General features: G+C 72.9%; 16 protein-coding genes. 7 read left to right on the plus strand and 9 right to left on the minus strand.

Annotation, left to right across the window (positions count from 1 at the left end; translation table 11 throughout):
- The first annotated feature begins 39 nt into the window (after positions 1 to 39).
- From EAH89_RS15105 to EAH89_RS15120, 4 genes are read left to right on the plus strand one after another with little or no spacing between them, the layout of a single operon-like run.
- A complete protein-coding gene (locus tag EAH89_RS15105) occupies positions 40 to 1,314 on the plus strand; it encodes a serine hydrolase domain-containing protein (RefSeq protein ID WP_140884525.1) in 1,275 nt (424 codons plus the stop codon).
- On the plus strand, positions 1,311 to 1,904 hold the full coding sequence (locus EAH89_RS15110) for a hypothetical protein (protein WP_140884526.1): 594 nt from the start codon (positions 1,311 to 1,313) through the stop codon (positions 1,902 to 1,904). The genes EAH89_RS15105 and EAH89_RS15110 overlap by 4 nt, the downstream gene beginning before the upstream one ends.
- Entirely contained in the window at positions 1,901 to 3,073 is a 1,173-nt protein-coding gene (locus tag EAH89_RS15115; protein ID WP_140884527.1) for an NAD(P)/FAD-dependent oxidoreductase, read from the plus strand. The genes EAH89_RS15110 and EAH89_RS15115 overlap by 4 nt, the downstream gene beginning before the upstream one ends.
- 29 nt (positions 3,074 to 3,102) lie before the next feature.
- On the plus strand, positions 3,103 to 3,447 hold the full coding sequence (locus tag EAH89_RS15120) for a RidA family protein (RefSeq protein ID WP_140884528.1): 345 nt from the start codon (positions 3,103 to 3,105) through the stop codon (positions 3,445 to 3,447).
- 309 nt (positions 3,448 to 3,756) lie between these two features.
- Here the strand turns inward: EAH89_RS15120 and EAH89_RS15125 are convergent, their stop codons facing one another.
- The 8 genes from EAH89_RS15125 to EAH89_RS15160 all read right to left on the minus strand — a co-directional run bounded on the left by EAH89_RS15125 (position 3,757) and on the right by EAH89_RS15160 (position 11,551).
- Entirely contained in the window at positions 3,757 to 4,827 is a 1,071-nt protein-coding gene (locus tag EAH89_RS15125) for an acyl-CoA dehydrogenase family protein (protein ID WP_140884529.1), read from the minus strand.
- 7 nt (positions 4,828 to 4,834) lie between these two features.
- Positions 4,835 to 5,710: a Bug family tripartite tricarboxylate transporter substrate binding protein gene (locus EAH89_RS15130; RefSeq protein WP_140884530.1), complete on the minus strand. Its 876-nt coding sequence runs from the start codon at positions 5,708 to 5,710 to the stop codon at positions 4,835 to 4,837.
- 162 nt (positions 5,711 to 5,872) lie between these two features.
- Positions 5,873 to 7,090, minus strand: coding sequence for a CaiB/BaiF CoA transferase family protein (locus tag EAH89_RS15135; RefSeq protein ID WP_162861320.1), 1,218 nt, complete (start codon positions 7,088 to 7,090; stop codon positions 5,873 to 5,875).
- Positions 7,087 to 8,241, minus strand: coding sequence for an acyl-CoA dehydrogenase family protein (locus EAH89_RS15140; protein WP_140884531.1), 1,155 nt, complete (start codon positions 8,239 to 8,241; stop codon positions 7,087 to 7,089). Before EAH89_RS15140 ends, EAH89_RS15135 begins: the two co-directional genes overlap by 4 nt.
- Before the next feature lies 1 nt (position 8,242).
- Entirely contained in the window at positions 8,243 to 9,031 is a 789-nt protein-coding gene (locus tag EAH89_RS15145) for an enoyl-CoA hydratase/isomerase family protein (protein ID WP_140884532.1), read from the minus strand.
- A gap of 10 nt (positions 9,032 to 9,041) precedes the next feature.
- Positions 9,042 to 9,650, minus strand: coding sequence for a carboxymuconolactone decarboxylase family protein (locus EAH89_RS15150; protein WP_140884533.1), 609 nt, complete (start codon positions 9,648 to 9,650; stop codon positions 9,042 to 9,044).
- 13 nt (positions 9,651 to 9,663) lie between these two features.
- Complete coding sequence (locus EAH89_RS15155; protein WP_140884534.1) at positions 9,664 to 10,896, minus strand: CaiB/BaiF CoA transferase family protein; 1,233 nt, start codon at positions 10,894 to 10,896, stop codon at positions 9,664 to 9,666.
- Entirely contained in the window at positions 10,889 to 11,551 is a 663-nt protein-coding gene (locus EAH89_RS15160) for a glutathione S-transferase family protein (RefSeq protein WP_241667037.1), read from the minus strand. The genes EAH89_RS15155 and EAH89_RS15160 overlap by 8 nt, the downstream gene beginning before the upstream one ends.
- A gap of 149 nt (positions 11,552 to 11,700) precedes the next feature.
- Here EAH89_RS15160 and EAH89_RS15165 point away from each other — a divergent pair, with 149 nt between their 5' ends.
- From EAH89_RS15165 to EAH89_RS15175, 3 genes are read left to right on the plus strand one after another with little or no spacing between them, the layout of a single operon-like run.
- Positions 11,701 to 12,675, plus strand: coding sequence for a Bug family tripartite tricarboxylate transporter substrate binding protein (locus EAH89_RS15165; RefSeq protein WP_140884536.1), 975 nt, complete (start codon positions 11,701 to 11,703; stop codon positions 12,673 to 12,675).
- Positions 12,676 to 12,679: 4 nt separating this feature from the next.
- The gene (locus tag EAH89_RS15170) at positions 12,680 to 13,957 is read left to right on the plus strand and encodes a 3-isopropylmalate dehydratase large subunit (RefSeq protein ID WP_140884537.1); all 1,278 of its coding nucleotides are present in this window, start codon (positions 12,680 to 12,682) and stop codon (positions 13,955 to 13,957) included.
- 11 nt (positions 13,958 to 13,968) lie between these two features.
- Complete coding sequence (locus EAH89_RS15175; protein WP_140884538.1) at positions 13,969 to 14,508, plus strand: 3-isopropylmalate dehydratase small subunit; 540 nt, start codon at positions 13,969 to 13,971, stop codon at positions 14,506 to 14,508.
- A gap of 1 nt (position 14,509) precedes the next feature.
- On the opposite strand, the gene EAH89_RS15180 is transcribed toward EAH89_RS15175, so the two are convergent.
- Positions 14,510 to 15,181, minus strand: a complete 672-nt coding sequence (locus tag EAH89_RS15180) for a flavin reductase family protein (RefSeq protein ID WP_140884539.1) — start codon at positions 15,179 to 15,181, stop codon at positions 14,510 to 14,512.
- Position 15,182 lies beyond the last annotated feature (1 nt).

Below are 15,182 nucleotides of genomic sequence, written 5' to 3' on the forward strand. Positions count from 1 at the left end.
CGCCCGGCGATCCCGCCCGAACCCTCCGAGGAGAGAAGCATGCTGCGGTCCCTCGCCCTGCTGGGCGCCTTCACCCTCGCCCTCGGCGCCGCCGTCCCTTCGGCGCGCGCGGCGGACCCGCTGCCGCGCGCGTTGCCGGAGGAGGTGGGCATGTCCTCCGAGCGGCTGGGCCGGCTCGAGGCGGCGATGCGGGCGGAGGTGGAGGCGGGGCGCATGCCCGGCGCGGTGGTCGCGATCGCGCGCCGCGGGCGCCTCGTCCACTATCAGGCCTACGGGTACCTGGATCGCGCCGCCGGGACGCCGATGCCGCTGGACGCCATCTTCGCCATGGCCTCCATGACGAAGCCCATCACGGGCGTGGCCGCGATGATGCTGCTCGAGGAGGGGCGGCTCGCCCTCGGCGACCCGGCCGCCACCTACCTTCCACCCCTCGCGGCGATGCGGGTCGCGGCGCCGGACCAGGGCGCGGAGGGGACGGCGACCGTGCCCGTGGCGCAGCCGGTCACGGTGCAGGACCTGATGCGCCACACCTCCGGCATCCCCTATGGCAGCGACCGCTCGGCGGCCTACCGCACCTTCCCGCCCTCCTCCATCGGCTCGGGCACCGGCTACAGCGGCGCCGACTTCATCCGAAAGATCGGCGAGGCCACGCTGGTGAGCCAGCCCGGCACCACCTGGGAATACGGCCTGTCGGTCGACGTGCTGGGGCGGCTCGTCGAGGAGGTGTCGGGCCAGAACCTCGGCGCCTTCATGGAGGAGCGGATCTTCCGCCCGCTGGGCATGGCCGACACCGGGTTCACCGTGCCGGCGGAGAAGGCCGGCCGCGTCGCCCGCCCCCTGCCGCAGGACCCGGCGACGGGGCGGCCGCAAACCGTGCCGGACCTGTCGAAGCCGCTCGGCTTCGAGTGCGGCGGCGGCTGCGGCCGCACCACCGCGGCCGACTACATCCGCTTCGCCCAGATGCTGCTGAACCGCGGCACGCTGGAGGGACGGCGGATCCTCTCCCCCCGCGCCGTCGAGGCGATGGTGACGGATCGCCTGCCCGCCGACGCCCGCGGCAGCGTCGGCGTCACCGACCCGACCAAGGCGGGCTACGGATTCGGCCTGACCGTCGCCGTGCGGCGGGACGCGCGGGGGACCAACCTCCTCGGCAACCCCGGCGACTATTCCTGGAGCGGGTCCTACGGAACCCACTTCTGGGTCGACCCGAAGGAGGAGATGGCCGTGGTGCTGATGACCCTCACGCCGGGTGAGACGCGGCTGCGCTACCGCCGCCTCCTGAACGCCCTCGCCTACCAGGCCATCGTGGAATGAGCCCCGCCATCCTCGGCAGCGGCCCCGCCGCCCTGGAAGCGTCGTGGCACCTGCCCGGCGCCGCGGTCGTGCCGCGGGCCTGGCACGCCGAGCCGGGACGCCTCTGGGTGGAGGACGAGGGCGGGGTGCGCGCGCTGCCCTTCGACCGCCTGCTCGTGCTGGACGACGTGCCGCTCATCCTCGCCGCCCTCGGCTGCGCCTTCGATGGCGGCGTGCCGGTGGTGGACGGGCAGGGCGGGACCTCGCAGCCCGGGGTCTTCGCCGCCGGCCCGGCCCTCGGCGTCACGGGCGCGGAAGCGCTCGCCCAGGCCCGCCTCGCCGCGAAAGCGCTCGCTGGGCAACCGGAGGATACCCGCATCGAGGCCTGCCCCCGCCCGCTGCCCGCGGCCGAGCGCCTGGATCCCGTAGCGATGGCAGCGCTGCTGGAGGAACCGCCCGGCCCCGCGCGGGACGCGGCCGTGCTGGCGCAAGGCGCCCTTGTCGGCCCGGTCGCCTTTGCCCTGCCGGTCGGCTTCGCGGCCCTGGCCGCCATGGCCCGCGAGATGCCCGAGCCCGGACCCGTCCAGTTCGACGCCGGGGGGCTGGCATGAGCGGGCCGGAGGTTCTCGTCGTCGGCGGCGGGCTGCACGGCCTCTCGGCCGCCTTCCACCTTGCCCGGCGCGGCCGCCGCGTGCGCGTGCTGGAGGCCGGGCGCCTCGCCCGGCACGCCTCCGGCTTCTCCGCCGGCGGCGTCCGCACCCTGGGCCGCCACCCCGCCGAGATCCCGCTGGCGCTGGAGGCCCTCGAGCTCTGGCACCGCATCGAGGAGCTGGTCGGCGACGACTGCGGCTTCCGGGCCTCCGGCCAGGTGAAGGTGGCCGAGAGCGAGGCCGATCTCGCCGTGCTGGAGGAACGCGCCGCCGCCCTGCGCGCCGCCGGCTACGCCCATGAGGAGATGGTGGACGCCGCCGGGCTGCGCCGCCTCCTCCCGGCCGTCGCGCCCCACGCCGTGGGCGGCATGGTCGTGCGGCGGGACGGCTTTGCCTCCCCCTATCGCACCAGCCTCGCCTTCGGCCGCGCCGCCCGCGGCCTGGGTGCCGAGATCGTGGAGGGCGCGCGCGTCATCGCCGCCGAGCGCCGGGACGGCCTCTGGCACCTCCGCACCGCCGATGGCGCGGAGCACGCCGCCCCCGTGCTGGTGAACGCCGCCGGCGCCTGGGGCGCCCGCCTGGCGCGCCACCTCGGCGAGGAGATCCCGCTCGGCTTCAACGCCTTCATGATGATGCTGACGGCGCGCCTACCCGCCTTCGTCACCCCCGTGGTCGGCGCCACCGCGCGGCCCATCTCCTTCAAGCAGGCCGAGAGCGGGCAGGTGATGATCGGCGGCGGCCACAAGGGCATCGGCAGCCTCGAGTCCGGGGCAACCACGCTCAACGTGGAGCGGCTCGCCTATTCCGCCCGCACGGCGCTGGAGCTCTTCCCCATCCTGGCGGAAACCCGGATCGTCCATGCCTGGGCCGGCATCGAGGGCGTGACGCCGGACGACATTCCCGTCATCGGTCCTTCCGCCCTGGCCGAGGGCGTGATCCACGCCTTCGGCTTCTGCGGCCACGGCTTCGAGCTGGGCCCGCTGGTGGGCGACATCGTCGCCCAGCTCGCCACCCAGGGCTCCACGAACCGCCCCATCGCCGCCTTCGCGCCCGGCCGCTTCGCCTCCGACCGCCTCGGCGGCCCGGCAGCGGCCGCGCCCAGGGCCGCCTTGCCGCAGCCGGCCGGCTGACGCCCGGCATCACCAAGAGAGGAAGACCGATGATCCGACGCCATGCCCGCACGCCCATCATGCACCGCGTGGTCGAGCACAACGGGGTGCTCTACTTCGGCGGCATCGTGGCCGACGACCGTTCCAAGGGCATGAAGGAGCAGACCGCGGACATCCTGGAGAAGATCGGCAAGCTGCTGGCCGAGAACGGCAGCGACAAGACCAAGCTTCTCGCGGCGACGCTCTATGTCACCGACATGAGCCAGAAGGACGCGATGAACGAGGCCTGGACCGCCTGGTTCGGCCCGGAGGACCTGCCCGCCCGCGCCACTCTCGGCGTCGCGGAGCTCGGCCCGAACACGCTGATCGAGGTGGTCGTCACCGCCGCCCGCTAGGCGCCCCGTGCCGCGCGGAACGCTTCCGCGCGGCGCTGGCCGCGGAAGGCAGGTTGCGGAATCCAGCATGCGTCGGATCGGTTTAGACGTTGGCGCCTCATTCACCGACTGCGCCGTTCACGACACCCGCGACGCCGCACCTCGCCACTTCAAGGCCCCGTCCGCCCCCGCGGCTTTACCGGAGACGATCGGGACTGGGCTGAGCGCCCGGGCCGGCGAGTTCGGCCACGCGGGCGGCAGCCGCACGCTGGAGCTGTGCGCGCGTGCCGGCTCCGGCAGACGCCTCGGCGCCGAGGCCGAGGCCGTCTCTCACGCCGCCCCGGGATGGGACGCGCAGCGCATGTAGCGGGCGCGGTGCAGCGCGGCGGAGCCGAAGGCGTTCGCTATCACCATCGCCTTCCGTAAGAACAGGCCGATATCGTACTCGTCCGTGTAGCCGATCGCGCCGTGGAGCTGCACCGCCTCCCGCGTCACGCGCATCGCGGCCTCGGCGGCGCGGGCCTTGGCGCGGGAGACCAGGGCGCGGCGCGCGTCGCCGGTGGCCCCCGCGTCCAGCTCAGCCGCCGCGCCCTCCACGCTGGCGCGGGTGAGCACGAGCTGGATCTTCAGGTCCGCAGCCCGGTGCTGCAGCGCCTGGAACGACCCGAGCGGCTTGCCGAACTGCTGGCGCTGGCGAAGGTAGTCCAGCGTCATGGCGAAGCAGCGCTCCATCAGCCCCAGCAAGTAGGCGGCGGTGCCGAGCGCGGCCTCGTCCAGCGCCAGCGCCATCGCCTCCCCCACATTGGGCGCGACGCGCCGCGCAGCCGCGAGGTCCGGCAGCAGGCTGCCGACATGGCCGCCATCCTGCGTCCGCCGGGTCTCCGGCCGCACCCCTTCCACCGCGTAGAGCGCGAGCGCGCCGCCCTCCCGCACGGGAAGGAGGAACGCCTGCGCGGCGGCGGCCATGGGGATGAAGAGGCGCGCGCCCTCGCGATCGCCGGGCGCCTCCAGGCTGTCCGCGGATTGCTGCCAGGCGGTCAGGACGAGGCTCTCCCCGGCGAGCAGCGCGGGCAGCAGGGCCGTGTCGCCGCCCGCGGCCAGCAGCCGGGCGGAGAGGGCGCCGGCGACCAGCGGTTCCGGCACCAGGGCGCGGCCCAGCTCCTCCAGCAGCGCGCAGGCCTCCGCCATGCCCAACCCCGCGCCGCCCGCCTCCTCCGGCAGGCGCAGCCCGATCCAGCCCATCGCGCCCATGGACCTCCAGACGGCGGGATCGATCCCCGGCAGGGTGAAGCGCAGCCCGCGCACCCGCCCCAGCCCGCCATCCGGCGGCACCACGACGGCGGCGCTGTCGCGGATCATGCGGAGCGCTTCGGCACGCTCCTCCGTGGCGGTGGCGGGCATGCGGGCCTCAATCGATTTTGATGTTGGCGAGGCGGATGATCTCGCCCCACTTCGCGGTCTCCGACCGCACGAAGCCCGCCAGCTCCTCCGGCGTGCCGCCGACGACGAGGCCGCCCTGGTCCATCAGGTTGCGGCGCGTCTCCGTGTCCCGCAGCGCGGTCACGGCCGCGCGGTGCAGGGTGGCGAGGCGGTCCGGCGGCGTTCCGGCGGGCGCGAAGAGGGCGTACCAGGTCTCGGAGATCACGTCCTTCGCGCCCGCCTCCGCCATGGTGGGCAGCTCGGGCAGGGAGGGCAGGCGCTGGTCGGCCGTGACGGCAAGAGCCGGCAGGGCTCCGCCGCGGACATGGGCGATGACGACCGGCACGTCGGCCAGGATCATGTCGATCGTGCCGCCCAGCAGGTCCGTCACGGCGGGGGCGGCGCCGCGATAGGGCACGTGGACGATGTCGATGCCCGTCCGCAGCCGGAAGAGCTCCCCGGCCAGGTGCAGGGAGCTGCCGTTGCCGGCCGAGCCGTAGGTGAGCTTGCCGGGCTGACGCTTCGCCAGCGCCACCAGCTCCGCCACCGACTTCACACCGAGCTTCGGGCTGACGACGAGAAGCTGCGGCACGGAGAGGACGTGGGTGATGGGCGCGAGGTCCTTCGCCACATCGTAGGCCATGCGCGGCATGAGCTGGGGCAGCACCACCAGCGCGCCAGTGGAGGCGAGGACCGTGGTGAGGCCGTCCGGCCGGCTGCGCGCCGCGGCCTCCACCCCCACCATGCCGCCGGCCCCGGACCGGCTGTCCACCACGATGGGCTGGCGCAGCTCCCGGGTCATGGCCGGGCCGATGAGCCGGGCGATGATGTCCGCGGGGCCGCCGGCCGCGAAGGGGACGATCATGCGCAGGGGCTGGTCGGGGAAGCTGGCTTGCGCGAGGGCGGGCAAGCCGGGGAGGGCGGCGGCGGGGGCGAGCAGGGCGAGGCCCTAGCGGCGGGTGAGCATTCTGGTTCCTCCGTTCGCCGGATGGCGGCGTCCTGCTGTCATGCGTTCACCAACCGGCCGTCAGGTCCGCGTGGGGGGCACCGGGTCGGCGGACGCCTCGGGGCCCAGCCAGTCCGCGAGAACCTCCTCCGTGTGCTCGCCGAGCAGGGGTGGGACGCGCGTGTAGGCGACGGGCGTCTCGGAGAAGCGGACGGGGTTGGCGACGAAGGGCATGGTGCCGGCGCGGGGATGCGGCATCTCCCGCCACATGCCGCGGTGGCGGAGCTGCGGGTCCTCGCGCACCGCGCCGAAGTCGTTGATGGGCGCGGAGGAGATGCCGACGGCGTTCAGGGCCGCCACCCACTCGTCCGCCCGTCGCGCCAGCAGGGCCTGCTGCAGCCGCGGCAGGAGGTCGGGCTTGTGGGCGAAGCGCTGCGCGTTGGTGGCGAAGCGCGGGTCGGCGGGTAGGTCGGGCAGGCCGAGGGCCTCGCAGAAGCTGGCGAACTGGCGGTCGTTGCCGATGGCCACCATGAGGGGCCGGTCGGCCGTGTCGAAGGCCTGCCAGGGCGTGTTGATCTGGGACGCCGTCCCGGCCCGCACGGGCATCCGGCCGGAGACGAGGTAGTTCATGGCGATGTGCGAATGGGCCGCGAGCTGCGTGTCGAGCAGCGCGAGGTCGATGTGCTGGCCGCGCCCGGACACCGTGTCCCGGTGGTGGAGGGCCGCGAGGATGGCGATGGTGGCGTAGAAGCCGGCGTTGATGTCGGACACGCTGTAGCCCGCAAGCACCGGCCCGGCGCCGGGCTCGCCGTCCGGGACGCCGGTGACGCTCATCAGCCCGCTCATGGCCTGGAAGATCGGGTCGTAGCCCGGCAGCGCCGCGGAGGGGCCGTCCTGCCCGAAGCCGGTGATGGAGCAGTAGACCAGGCGCGGGTTGAGGGCGGAGAGGGCGGCGTGGTCCAGCCCGTAGCGCGCCAGCCCGCCGGCCTTAAAGTTCTCGATGAGCACGTCCGCCTTCGCGGCGAGCGCGCGAAGGGTGGCCTGTCCCTCGTGGGTCGCGATGTCGAGAGCGATGGAGCGCTTGCCGCGGTTCATCGCGAGGAAGGAGGACATCTCGCCGGTCGGCTTGCCCTCCGCGTCCTTCTGCGGGAAGCCCATGCGCCGCACGTCGTCGCCGCCCTTGGGGTGCTCCACCTTCACCACCTCCGCGCCGAAATCGGCGAGGATCTGCGCGGCCCAGGGGCCGGCGAAGACGCGGCTCATGTCCAGCACGCGGATGCGGGGCAGGGCGCCGCTCATGCCGGCAGGTCCAGCACGCTGCGCGCGAGGATGTTGCGCAGGATCTCCGAGGAGCCGCCGAAGATGGTGGAGGGCCGCGCCAGGAGGAAGGAGCCGGCGGGGTGCAGCCCCTCCTCCATCGGCTCCAGCAGCCCGGCGTTGCCGCCCGCGATCTCCAGCATGGCGTCCGTGATCCGCTGGAACAGCTCGGTCTGCACGATCTTCAGGATGGAGACGTCCGGCCCGATCGGCTCCCCGCGCTTGAGGCGCTCCACGTAGGATTCGTACAGGGCCTTGAGGTCGGCCAGCTCCATGCTGAAGCGCGCGTAGCTGTCGAGGAAGGCGGGCTCCTTATCCTTCCCCATGGCGGCCGCCAGCGCCCTCAGCCGCGCAAGGCCCGAGGAGGAGAGCTTCGGCGAGCCGATGGCGATGCGCTCGAAGCCCAGCAGGGCCTTGGCGTAGTTCCAGCCCTTGTCCACCTCGCCCACGACCATGTCCTTGGGCACGCGGACATTGTCGAAGAAGACCTCGCAGAACTCGTCGTGCAGGTCGAGGTTGACGATGGGGCGCACGGTGACGCCGGGGCTGTCCATGGGCAGCAGCAGGAAGGAGATGCCCTCCTGCTTCCGGCCGCCCTTGTTCGTGCGGGCGAGAACGAAGATCCAGTTGGCGTCGTTGGCGAGGGTGATCCAGGTCTTCTGGCCGTTCAGCACCCAGTGGTCGCCCTCATCCGCCGCGTCCAGGCGAAGGGCGGCGAGGTCGGAGCCGGCGTTGGGCTCGGAATAGCCCTGGCACCAGATGTCCTCGCCCGAGAGGATGCGCGGCAGGAAGCGGCGCTTCTGCTCCTCGCTGGCGTGGCGGATGAGCATGGGCCCGAGCATGACCAGCCCCATGTCGTTCACGCGCGCGGCGCCGAAGCGCTCCATCTCCTCGATCATAACGAGCTGGCGCGCGGCATCCAGGCCCATGCCGCCGTATTCCCGCGGCCAGCCCGGCGTCAGCCAGCCCTTGCGGGAGAGGGCAAGGTACCAGGGCCTGTTCTCGTGCCAGTGGAGGCGGCGCGTGGGGTGGCGGACCTCCAGCGGGTAGTTCGCCTCGATCCACCCGCGCACGTGCCGGCGGAAGCCGTCCTCGTCCAGGGCGGCCAGTTCGTCGAGGGAGAGGTCCTGCACGTCAGCGCCCCTGGAAGACCGGCTTGCGCTTCTCGGCGAAGGCGCGCTGGGCCTCGCGCGTGTCCTCGGTCCGGGCGAGGGCTACCGTCTGGCTCTGCTCGTAGCGGTAGCCGTCGCGCAGCGGCATCTCCTCCGTCAGGTTGAAGGAGCGCTTGGCCGCCTGCACGGCCAGCGGTGCCTTGGAGGCGATCTGGCGGGCGATGGCCGTCGCCTCCTCCACCAGCCGCTCGCGCGGCACGCAAAGGGAGGCCGCGTTCATCCGGTAAAGCTCGGACCCGGTCATGCGCTTGGCCGTGTAGATCATCAGCCGCGCGTCGGACGGACCGAAGAAGCGCAGCACGTGGCGCACGCCGCCGGCGAGGCCCACATCCACCTCGGTCATGGACAGGAAGGCGTCCTCCGCCACCACCAGGATGTCGCAGCACAGCGCCAGCACGCAGCCCGCGCCGATGGCCGCGCCGTTCACCGCGGCCACGATCGGCTTGCCGCACTCCATCACCGCGTCGAAGGAGGCGCGGACGAGACGGTTGTGGCGGGGATAGCCGCCGGGCTCCTCCGCCAGGTTCGGCCGCTCGCGCAGGTCCGCGCCGGCGGAGAAGGCGCGGCCCTCGCCGGTCAGCACCACGGCGCGCACCGCGGCCGTGTCGTGCAGCACGTCGAAGACGCGGACGATCTCCTCGCGGAAGCGCCGGTCCTGCGCGTTCACGGGCGGCGCGGTAATGGTGACGGTGGCGACGTGCTCTTCCAGCTCGACGCGGAAGCGCTCGAGCCCCTCCAGACCCGGGATCATCCCTCTCTCCTCATTCCGCGGCGTTGGCGGGCTGCTGCGCGGGGGGAAGCGGCGCGAGGCCGCTCTCCGGCGCGGCCAGCACCGGCGCGACGCCGTCCGGCAACGGGATCTCGTGCGCGTTCAGCGTCATGGACACCATCGTGTAGTAGCCGATGACCGCGGTGAGCTCGACGACGCCCCGCGCGCCCCAGAGCGCGCGCGCCGCGTCGTAAGTCGCGGGCGGCACGCGGCCCTCCAGCTGGAGGGCCCGCGCGAACTCGTAGACGAGCGCCTCCTCGGGATCATCGAAGACCGGCGGCTCGCCGCGCCGGATCGCGTCGATCGCGGATTGCGGGATGCCGGCCTCGGCTGCCACGCGGGCATGGACCCACCATTCCACCTGGCTGGACCAGCGGCGGCCCGTGACCACGATGGCCAGCTCGTTCAGCCGCTTCGGAAGCACGGTGCCGAAGCGCAGGATCTCGCCCAGCGCGGACCAGCGCGCGGCGAGGTCCGGGCTGTGGATCACGGCGCGAAGAGGGCCGATGACCTGGCCGCGAGGGCCGGCGACAACGGAATCATAGACCTTGCGCTGCTCCGGGCTCAGCTCATCGGGGCCGGGGAGGGGGATGCGGGCCATGCTGGCTCTCCTCTCAGGTGACGCCGCGGGCGGCGAGGCCGGCGATCTCGCCCGCGTCCAGCCCCAGCTCCGCCAGCACCTCGTCCGTGTGCTGGCCCAGCGTAGGCGGGGCGCGGTCGAAGCGCAGCGGGCTCTCGGCGAAGCGCAGCGGGCTGACCACCTGCGGCACGGTCCCGGCCACGGGGTGGGGCAGGTGGCGCAGCATCGCGCGGTGGCGGATCTGCGGGTCGTCAAAGACCTCGGGCACGGTGTTGATGGGCGCGCAGGGCACGCCGGCCGCGTCCAGCGCGGCCATCAGTTCCGCGCGCGGGAAGTCGCGGAAGCGCGCGGCCAGCAGCGGCGTCAGCGCGGGGTTGTTGCGCACGCGCGCGGCGTTGGTGGCGAAGCGCTCGTCATCCGCCCATTCCGGGCGCCCGATCGCCTCGCAGAGCTTGCGGAACTGCCCGTCGTTTCCCACCGCGAGCACGAGGTGCGCGTCGGCGCAGGGGAACACGTCCTGCGGCTGGATGTTGGGGTGCCGGTTGCCGCCGCGCTTCGGCGCGCGTCCGGAGAGGAGCCAGTTCGTCGCCTGGTTGGCCAGGAACGCCGCCTGCACGTCGAGCATGGCGAGGTCGATCGTCTCGCCCAGGCCGGTCTCGTTGCGGCGCGCGACGGCGGCCAGCACGGCGACGGCCGCGTACATCCCGGTCATCAGGTCCACGATCGGCACGCCCACCTTCTGCGGGCCGCCGCCGGGCGCGTCGTCGCGCTCGCCCGTCACGCTCATCAGCCCGCCCATCGCCTGGATCGCGAAGTCGTAGGCCGCCTGGTCCGCGCGCGGCCCGTCCTGCCCGAAGCCGGTGACGGAGCAGTAGATGAGCCGCGGATTCACGGCGCGGAGCGAGGTGGCGTCCAGCCCGTATTTCGCCAGCGCGCCCGCCTTGAAGTTCTCCAGCACGATGTCCGCGCCCTCGGCGAGGCGCCGGATCACCGCCTGGCCCTCGGGCTTGGCCATGTCCACCGTCACGCTGCGCTTGCCGCGGTTCACGGCCAGGAAGTAGCCGGCGTCCTTCGTCGGGTTGCCGTCCCGGTCCTTCAGGAAGGGCGGCCCCCAGCCCCGCGTGTCGTCGCCGGCGCCGGGGCGCTCCACCTTGATCACGTCGGCCCCGAGATCGGCGAGGATCTGCGTCGCCCAGGGCGCCGCCATGATGCGGCTGAGGTCGAGCACCCGCAGATGGGAGAGCGGGCCCTGTCGCGCCTCAGTCATCCACCGCCTCCGTCGCGCGCACGGAGGGACGCGCGCTGAACTCCGCGTGCCAGCCCGCGATGGCGGGATGCCCCGCCCGCCAGTCCAGGTCGGCGAAGCGGAAGTCGAGGTAGGAGAGGGCGCAGCCGATCGCGATGTGCCCGATGTCGAAGGGCTTGGCGGAGAGGGAAGGGGCCTCGCTCTCCAGCCGGTCGAGGGAGGCCCGCGTCTTCGCCGCGAAGCTCTCCAGCCACTCCGCCGTCTGCCGCTCCGCCGGCTTGTCGCGCTCGTTGCGGAACAGGATGAGCAGGTCCAGCAGCCCGGTGCCGAGCGCGTGCCGCGTCAGCGCCTCGAAGCGCGCCGGCTTCGGCGGGAAAAGCCGGCCGCCCGCGAGGTCGTCCAGGTACTCGACGATGGTCAGGCTGTCGAAGAGCGCGCTCCCGTCATCCAGCACCAGCGTCGGGATCTTGCTCAGCGGGTTGTCCGGCAGAAGGTCGTCGTTCGGCTTGCCTAGGCGGACCACCGTGCGGACGGTGTGGATCCGGTCCGCCAGGCCCAGCTCATGCGCCGCGATCATCACCTTGCGCACGAAGGGCGAGCGCGGGGACCAGTGCAGCTTCATGCGCGAGGGGTCCGGGCAGGCATGGCGTTCCTCAATATTCGTTAGGTCAGTCATATGCCTTTTATGGTTCGGCCCCGGCCGCGTCCAGCCCCAACCCGCCGCCGCGCCGCAAAAGGCCTATGAGTTGACCTATTGTGTAAAGGCGCGATCCGCTGCTCTAATCCGCCCAAGCCCCGAACGGGGCGCGCGCCAGGAGGAAACGGATGCGCCGCAGAGAACTCGCCGGCCTTGGCCTCGCCGCCCTCGGCGTGGCCGGCCCCGCCCTGGCGCAGGGCGAGGCCTTCCCGAGCCGCCCCATCCGCATCATCCTGCCCTACGCGCCGGGTGGGCCGACCGACGCGCTGAGCCGCGCGCTCGGGCGCGGCATCACGGAGCGGCTGGGGCAGCCGGTGGTCGTGGAGAGTCGCCCCGGCGCCGGCGGGGTGATCGGCATGGAGGCCGTCGCGAAGGCCCCGCCGGATGGCTACACCATGGGGATCGGCGGTACCGGCTCCCTGGCCGGCACGCTCAGCCTCATGCCGCAGACGCCCTACGACCCGCTGAAGGATTTCGCCGCCATCTCCATGATGGCGACGGTGCCGGAAATCCTCGCCGTGCACCCCGGCGTGCCCGCCCGCAGCGTGGCGGAGCTCGTGGCCTACGCGAAGGCGCAACCGGGCAAGCTCTCCTACGGCTCCGGCGGGAACGGGACCGGCCCGCATCTGGCGGGCGAGCTGATGCGGATGCGCACGGGGATCGACATCGTCCACGTGCCCTATCGCGGCGCGGCGCCCGCCACCACGGACCTGATCGCCGGGCAGATCCAGATGATGATCGGCGAGGGGCCGGCGATGATGCCGTTCATCCAGTCCGGCCAGCTCCGTGCCCTGGCGGTGACGACGCGGGCGCGCCTGGCGCCGCTGCCGCAAGTGCCCACCATGGCCGAGGCGGGCCTGCCCGACCTGGAGCTGGAGAACTGGTATTGCCTGCTCGCCCCGGCCGCCGTGCCGCCGGAGCGGCTGGCGGTGCTGCGCCGCGCGGTGCTGGAGTCCCTGGGTGATGCGGAGGTGCGGAAGGTCTTCGCGACCCAGGGCGCCAACCCCGCCCCGGGCACGCCGGAGGCGCTGATGGACCACGTCCGACGAGAGATCGCCCGCTGGGCGGAGGTCTCGCGGGCGGCCGGGACAAGGGCGGACTGACGCCATGGCCGGGCAGAGCATCGCGCAGAAGATCATCGCCCACGCCCTCGGGCGGGAGGCGGTGGAGGTGGGGGAATACGTCACCGTCTCCGCCGACCACACCGTGTGCCAGGAGCTGTTCTGGCCGGGGCACAAGCGCAACCTGGAGCGGATCGGGGTGGACCGCATCCCCCGCCCGGACAAGGCGGTGATGGTGATCGACCACTCCACCTCCGCCGCCATGGGATCGCACCATCACGAGACGCACCGCACGCTGCGCGACTGGTGCGACGCGCAGGGTATCGAGAATTTCTTCGGCCCCGGCAGCGGCCTGCGGCACCTGGTGATGGTGGAGCGCGGCTTCGCGCGGCCAGGTCTGCTGATCTTCTCGGACGAAGGCAACATCGCCAGCCTCGGCGCCGTGGGGGCGCTGAACATCCCGATCTCGACGGAGGTGATCGTCTCCCTTATCGAGGACCGGAACTGGCTGGCCGTGCCGCCTTCCGCCCGCTTCGCCCTGACCGGCACGCTGCCCTTCGGCGTGACCGCGCGGGACCTGATCCAGACGATCATCCGCGACTTCGGCGCCACGGACCGGCTGCTGGGCTGCTGCGTGGAGTTCACCGGCCCTGCCATCGCCAACCTGTCGATGGACGACCGCCAGACGATCCTCGCCTCGCTCTTCCACAGCGGCGCCTACACCGGCGTCATGCCGGTGGACGCGGCCGCGATGGCCTATGTGGCGGCGCGCGCCGAGGGGCGGCCGTACCGGGTCGTGGAGGCGGACGCGGACGCGGACTACGTGCTGGAGGCGCGTTACGACCTCTCCGCGATCACGCCGATGGTGACGCGGCCGCCGGACCTGCACGGCGGCGTGCCCGTGGAGACGGTGAGCGGGCAGCGGATCGACCAGGCGACGATCGGCTCTTGCGCCGGCAACCGGATCGACGACATGCGCGCCGCCGCCGAGATCCTGCGAGGGCGCCGGGTGGCGCGGCACGTCACGCTCTACATCACGCCCGGCAGCCGGGAGGTCTATTCGGCGGCCGCGCGGGAAGGGCTGCTGGAGGTCTTCTCCGATGCGGGCGCCACCGTGCTCGCGCCGGGCTGCACCACCTGCTGGGGCTACCAGGGCCAGCTGAACGACCACGAGGTGCTGATCTCCACCCAGCAGTTCAACTACCAGGGCCGCAACGGCAGCCGGCTGGCCGATGTCTACCTCGCCGGCCCCTACGCGGTGGCCGCGGCGGCCGTGGCGGGGCGCATCATCGACCCGCGCGCGATGCTGGCCGTGGCGGCGTGAGGATGGCGGCGATGGACGAGACGCTGCTGCGCGGCCGCGTATGGAAGTTTGGCGACAACATCAGCGGTGACGACGGGATCATCGAGTTCTCCATCATCCGCGAGGGCTTCGGCAAGGCCTTTGACGAGGCGGCGCTGCGCGCCATGTGCTTCCGCCGCCTCCGCCCGGAGTTCCCGGAGCAGGTGCGGCCCGGGGATATCGTGGTGGGCGGCCGGAACTTCGGCCACCACAACCACGTGGAGGTGAGCGTGGCCATCAAGGCCTCCGGCATCGCCGCCGTGGTGGTGGAGTCCTGCGAGTCCGGCATCATCCGCCGCGCTCTGAACGTCGGCCTTCCCGTCATGACCTGCCCCGGCATCACCGCCGCGGTGGAGGACGGGGACGTGCTGGAGGCGGACCCGGCCACGGGCCTGATCCGCGCCGCCGATGGCCGGGTGCTGCCCTCGCGGCCCTTCTCGCCCCGCATGGTCGAGATCTGGCGCGCCGGCGGCTCCATCCCGCTGCTGCAGCGGGAGTTCGCCGAGCGCCGCGCCGCCGCGGCCGCGCGCTGACCTAGGGCTTCTCCGCCGCGCCCGCTGCCCAGCCTTCGCCGCCGGGCGGGCGCTGCAGCATCGGGCGATGGAGGATCTCGCCCAGGGCGGCGTAGTAGGGGCCGCCCAGCCGCGCGATGGGTCGCATCTTCACGCTGTCCACGCGGGAGCCGTCGAAGATCTCGGCGGAGAGGTGGAAGGCGACCACCTCCACGATGTAGAGCGTGTTCACGCCACGCCCGAGCGGCACGATCCGGTCCAGCCGGCACTCCATCTGCACGGGAGAGGCCGCGATGCGCGGCGGGCGGACGCGGCGGCTGGGCAGCAGCCCAATCCCCAGCGCCTCCGCCTCGCTGACATGCGGCGGGTACTCCTCGGCGGAGGCATGCATCGCCTCCATCGTGGCCTCCGTCGCCACGTTCACCACCAGCTCGCCGCTTGCCTGGATGTTGCGCGCCGTGTCCTTCATCGCGCCATCGCCCGCGCGGGCGGCGATGTTGATGGCCAGCATCGGCGGCGAGGTGGCGACGTAGTTGTAGGAGCTGAAGGGAGCGGCGTTCACGCGCCCTTCCGTGTCCACCGTCGTCACCCAGGCGACCGGACGCGGCACGACGCAGCCGACGATGAGCTTGTAGGCGACGGCCGTGTCCAGCCCCTCGCCGTCGATGAAACGAAACCTATCCTCGGCCGTCATG

It is taken from the genome of Muricoccus nepalensis (assembly GCF_006438825.1).
Classification (GTDB): domain Bacteria; phylum Pseudomonadota; class Alphaproteobacteria; order Acetobacterales; family Acetobacteraceae; genus Roseomonas; species Roseomonas nepalensis.

Excerpts from the sequence above, each read along its gene's own strand:
- EAH89_RS15105 (WP_140884525.1), top strand. The coding sequence starts at position 40 with ATGCTGCGGTCCCTCGCCCTGCTGGGCGCCTTCACCCTCGCCCTCGGC.
- EAH89_RS15110 (WP_140884526.1), top strand. The coding sequence starts at position 1,311 with ATGAGCCCCGCCATCCTCGGCAGCGGCCCCGCCGCCCTGGAAGCGTCG.
- EAH89_RS15115 (WP_140884527.1), top strand. The coding sequence starts at position 1,901 with ATGAGCGGGCCGGAGGTTCTCGTCGTCGGCGGCGGGCTGCACGGCCTC.
- EAH89_RS15120 (WP_140884528.1), top strand. The coding sequence starts at position 3,103 with ATGATCCGACGCCATGCCCGCACGCCCATCATGCACCGCGTGGTCGAG.
- EAH89_RS15125 (WP_140884529.1), bottom strand. The coding sequence starts at position 4,827 with ATGCCCGCCACCGCCACGGAGGAGCGTGCCGAAGCGCTCCGCATGATC.
- EAH89_RS15130 (WP_140884530.1), bottom strand. The coding sequence starts at position 5,710 with ATGATCGTCCCCTTCGCGGCCGGCGGCCCCGCGGACATCATCGCCCGG.
- EAH89_RS15135 (WP_162861320.1), bottom strand. The coding sequence starts at position 7,090 with ATGAGCGGCGCCCTGCCCCGCATCCGCGTGCTGGACATGAGCCGCGTC.
- EAH89_RS15145 (WP_140884532.1), bottom strand. The coding sequence starts at position 9,031 with ATGATCCCGGGTCTGGAGGGGCTCGAGCGCTTCCGCGTCGAGCTGGAA.
- EAH89_RS15150 (WP_140884533.1), bottom strand. The coding sequence starts at position 9,650 with ATGGCCCGCATCCCCCTCCCCGGCCCCGATGAGCTGAGCCCGGAGCAG.
- EAH89_RS15155 (WP_140884534.1), bottom strand. The coding sequence starts at position 10,896 with ATGACTGAGGCGCGACAGGGCCCGCTCTCCCATCTGCGGGTGCTCGAC.
- EAH89_RS15160 (WP_241667037.1), bottom strand. The coding sequence starts at position 11,551 with ATGACTGACCTAACGAATATTGAGGAACGCCATGCCTGCCCGGACCCC.
- EAH89_RS15165 (WP_140884536.1), top strand. The coding sequence starts at position 11,701 with ATGCGCCGCAGAGAACTCGCCGGCCTTGGCCTCGCCGCCCTCGGCGTG.
- EAH89_RS15170 (WP_140884537.1), top strand. The coding sequence starts at position 12,680 with ATGGCCGGGCAGAGCATCGCGCAGAAGATCATCGCCCACGCCCTCGGG.
- EAH89_RS15175 (WP_140884538.1), top strand. The coding sequence starts at position 13,969 with ATGGACGAGACGCTGCTGCGCGGCCGCGTATGGAAGTTTGGCGACAAC.
- EAH89_RS15180 (WP_140884539.1), bottom strand. The coding sequence starts at position 15,181 with ATGACGGCCGAGGATAGGTTTCGTTTCATCGACGGCGAGGGGCTGGAC.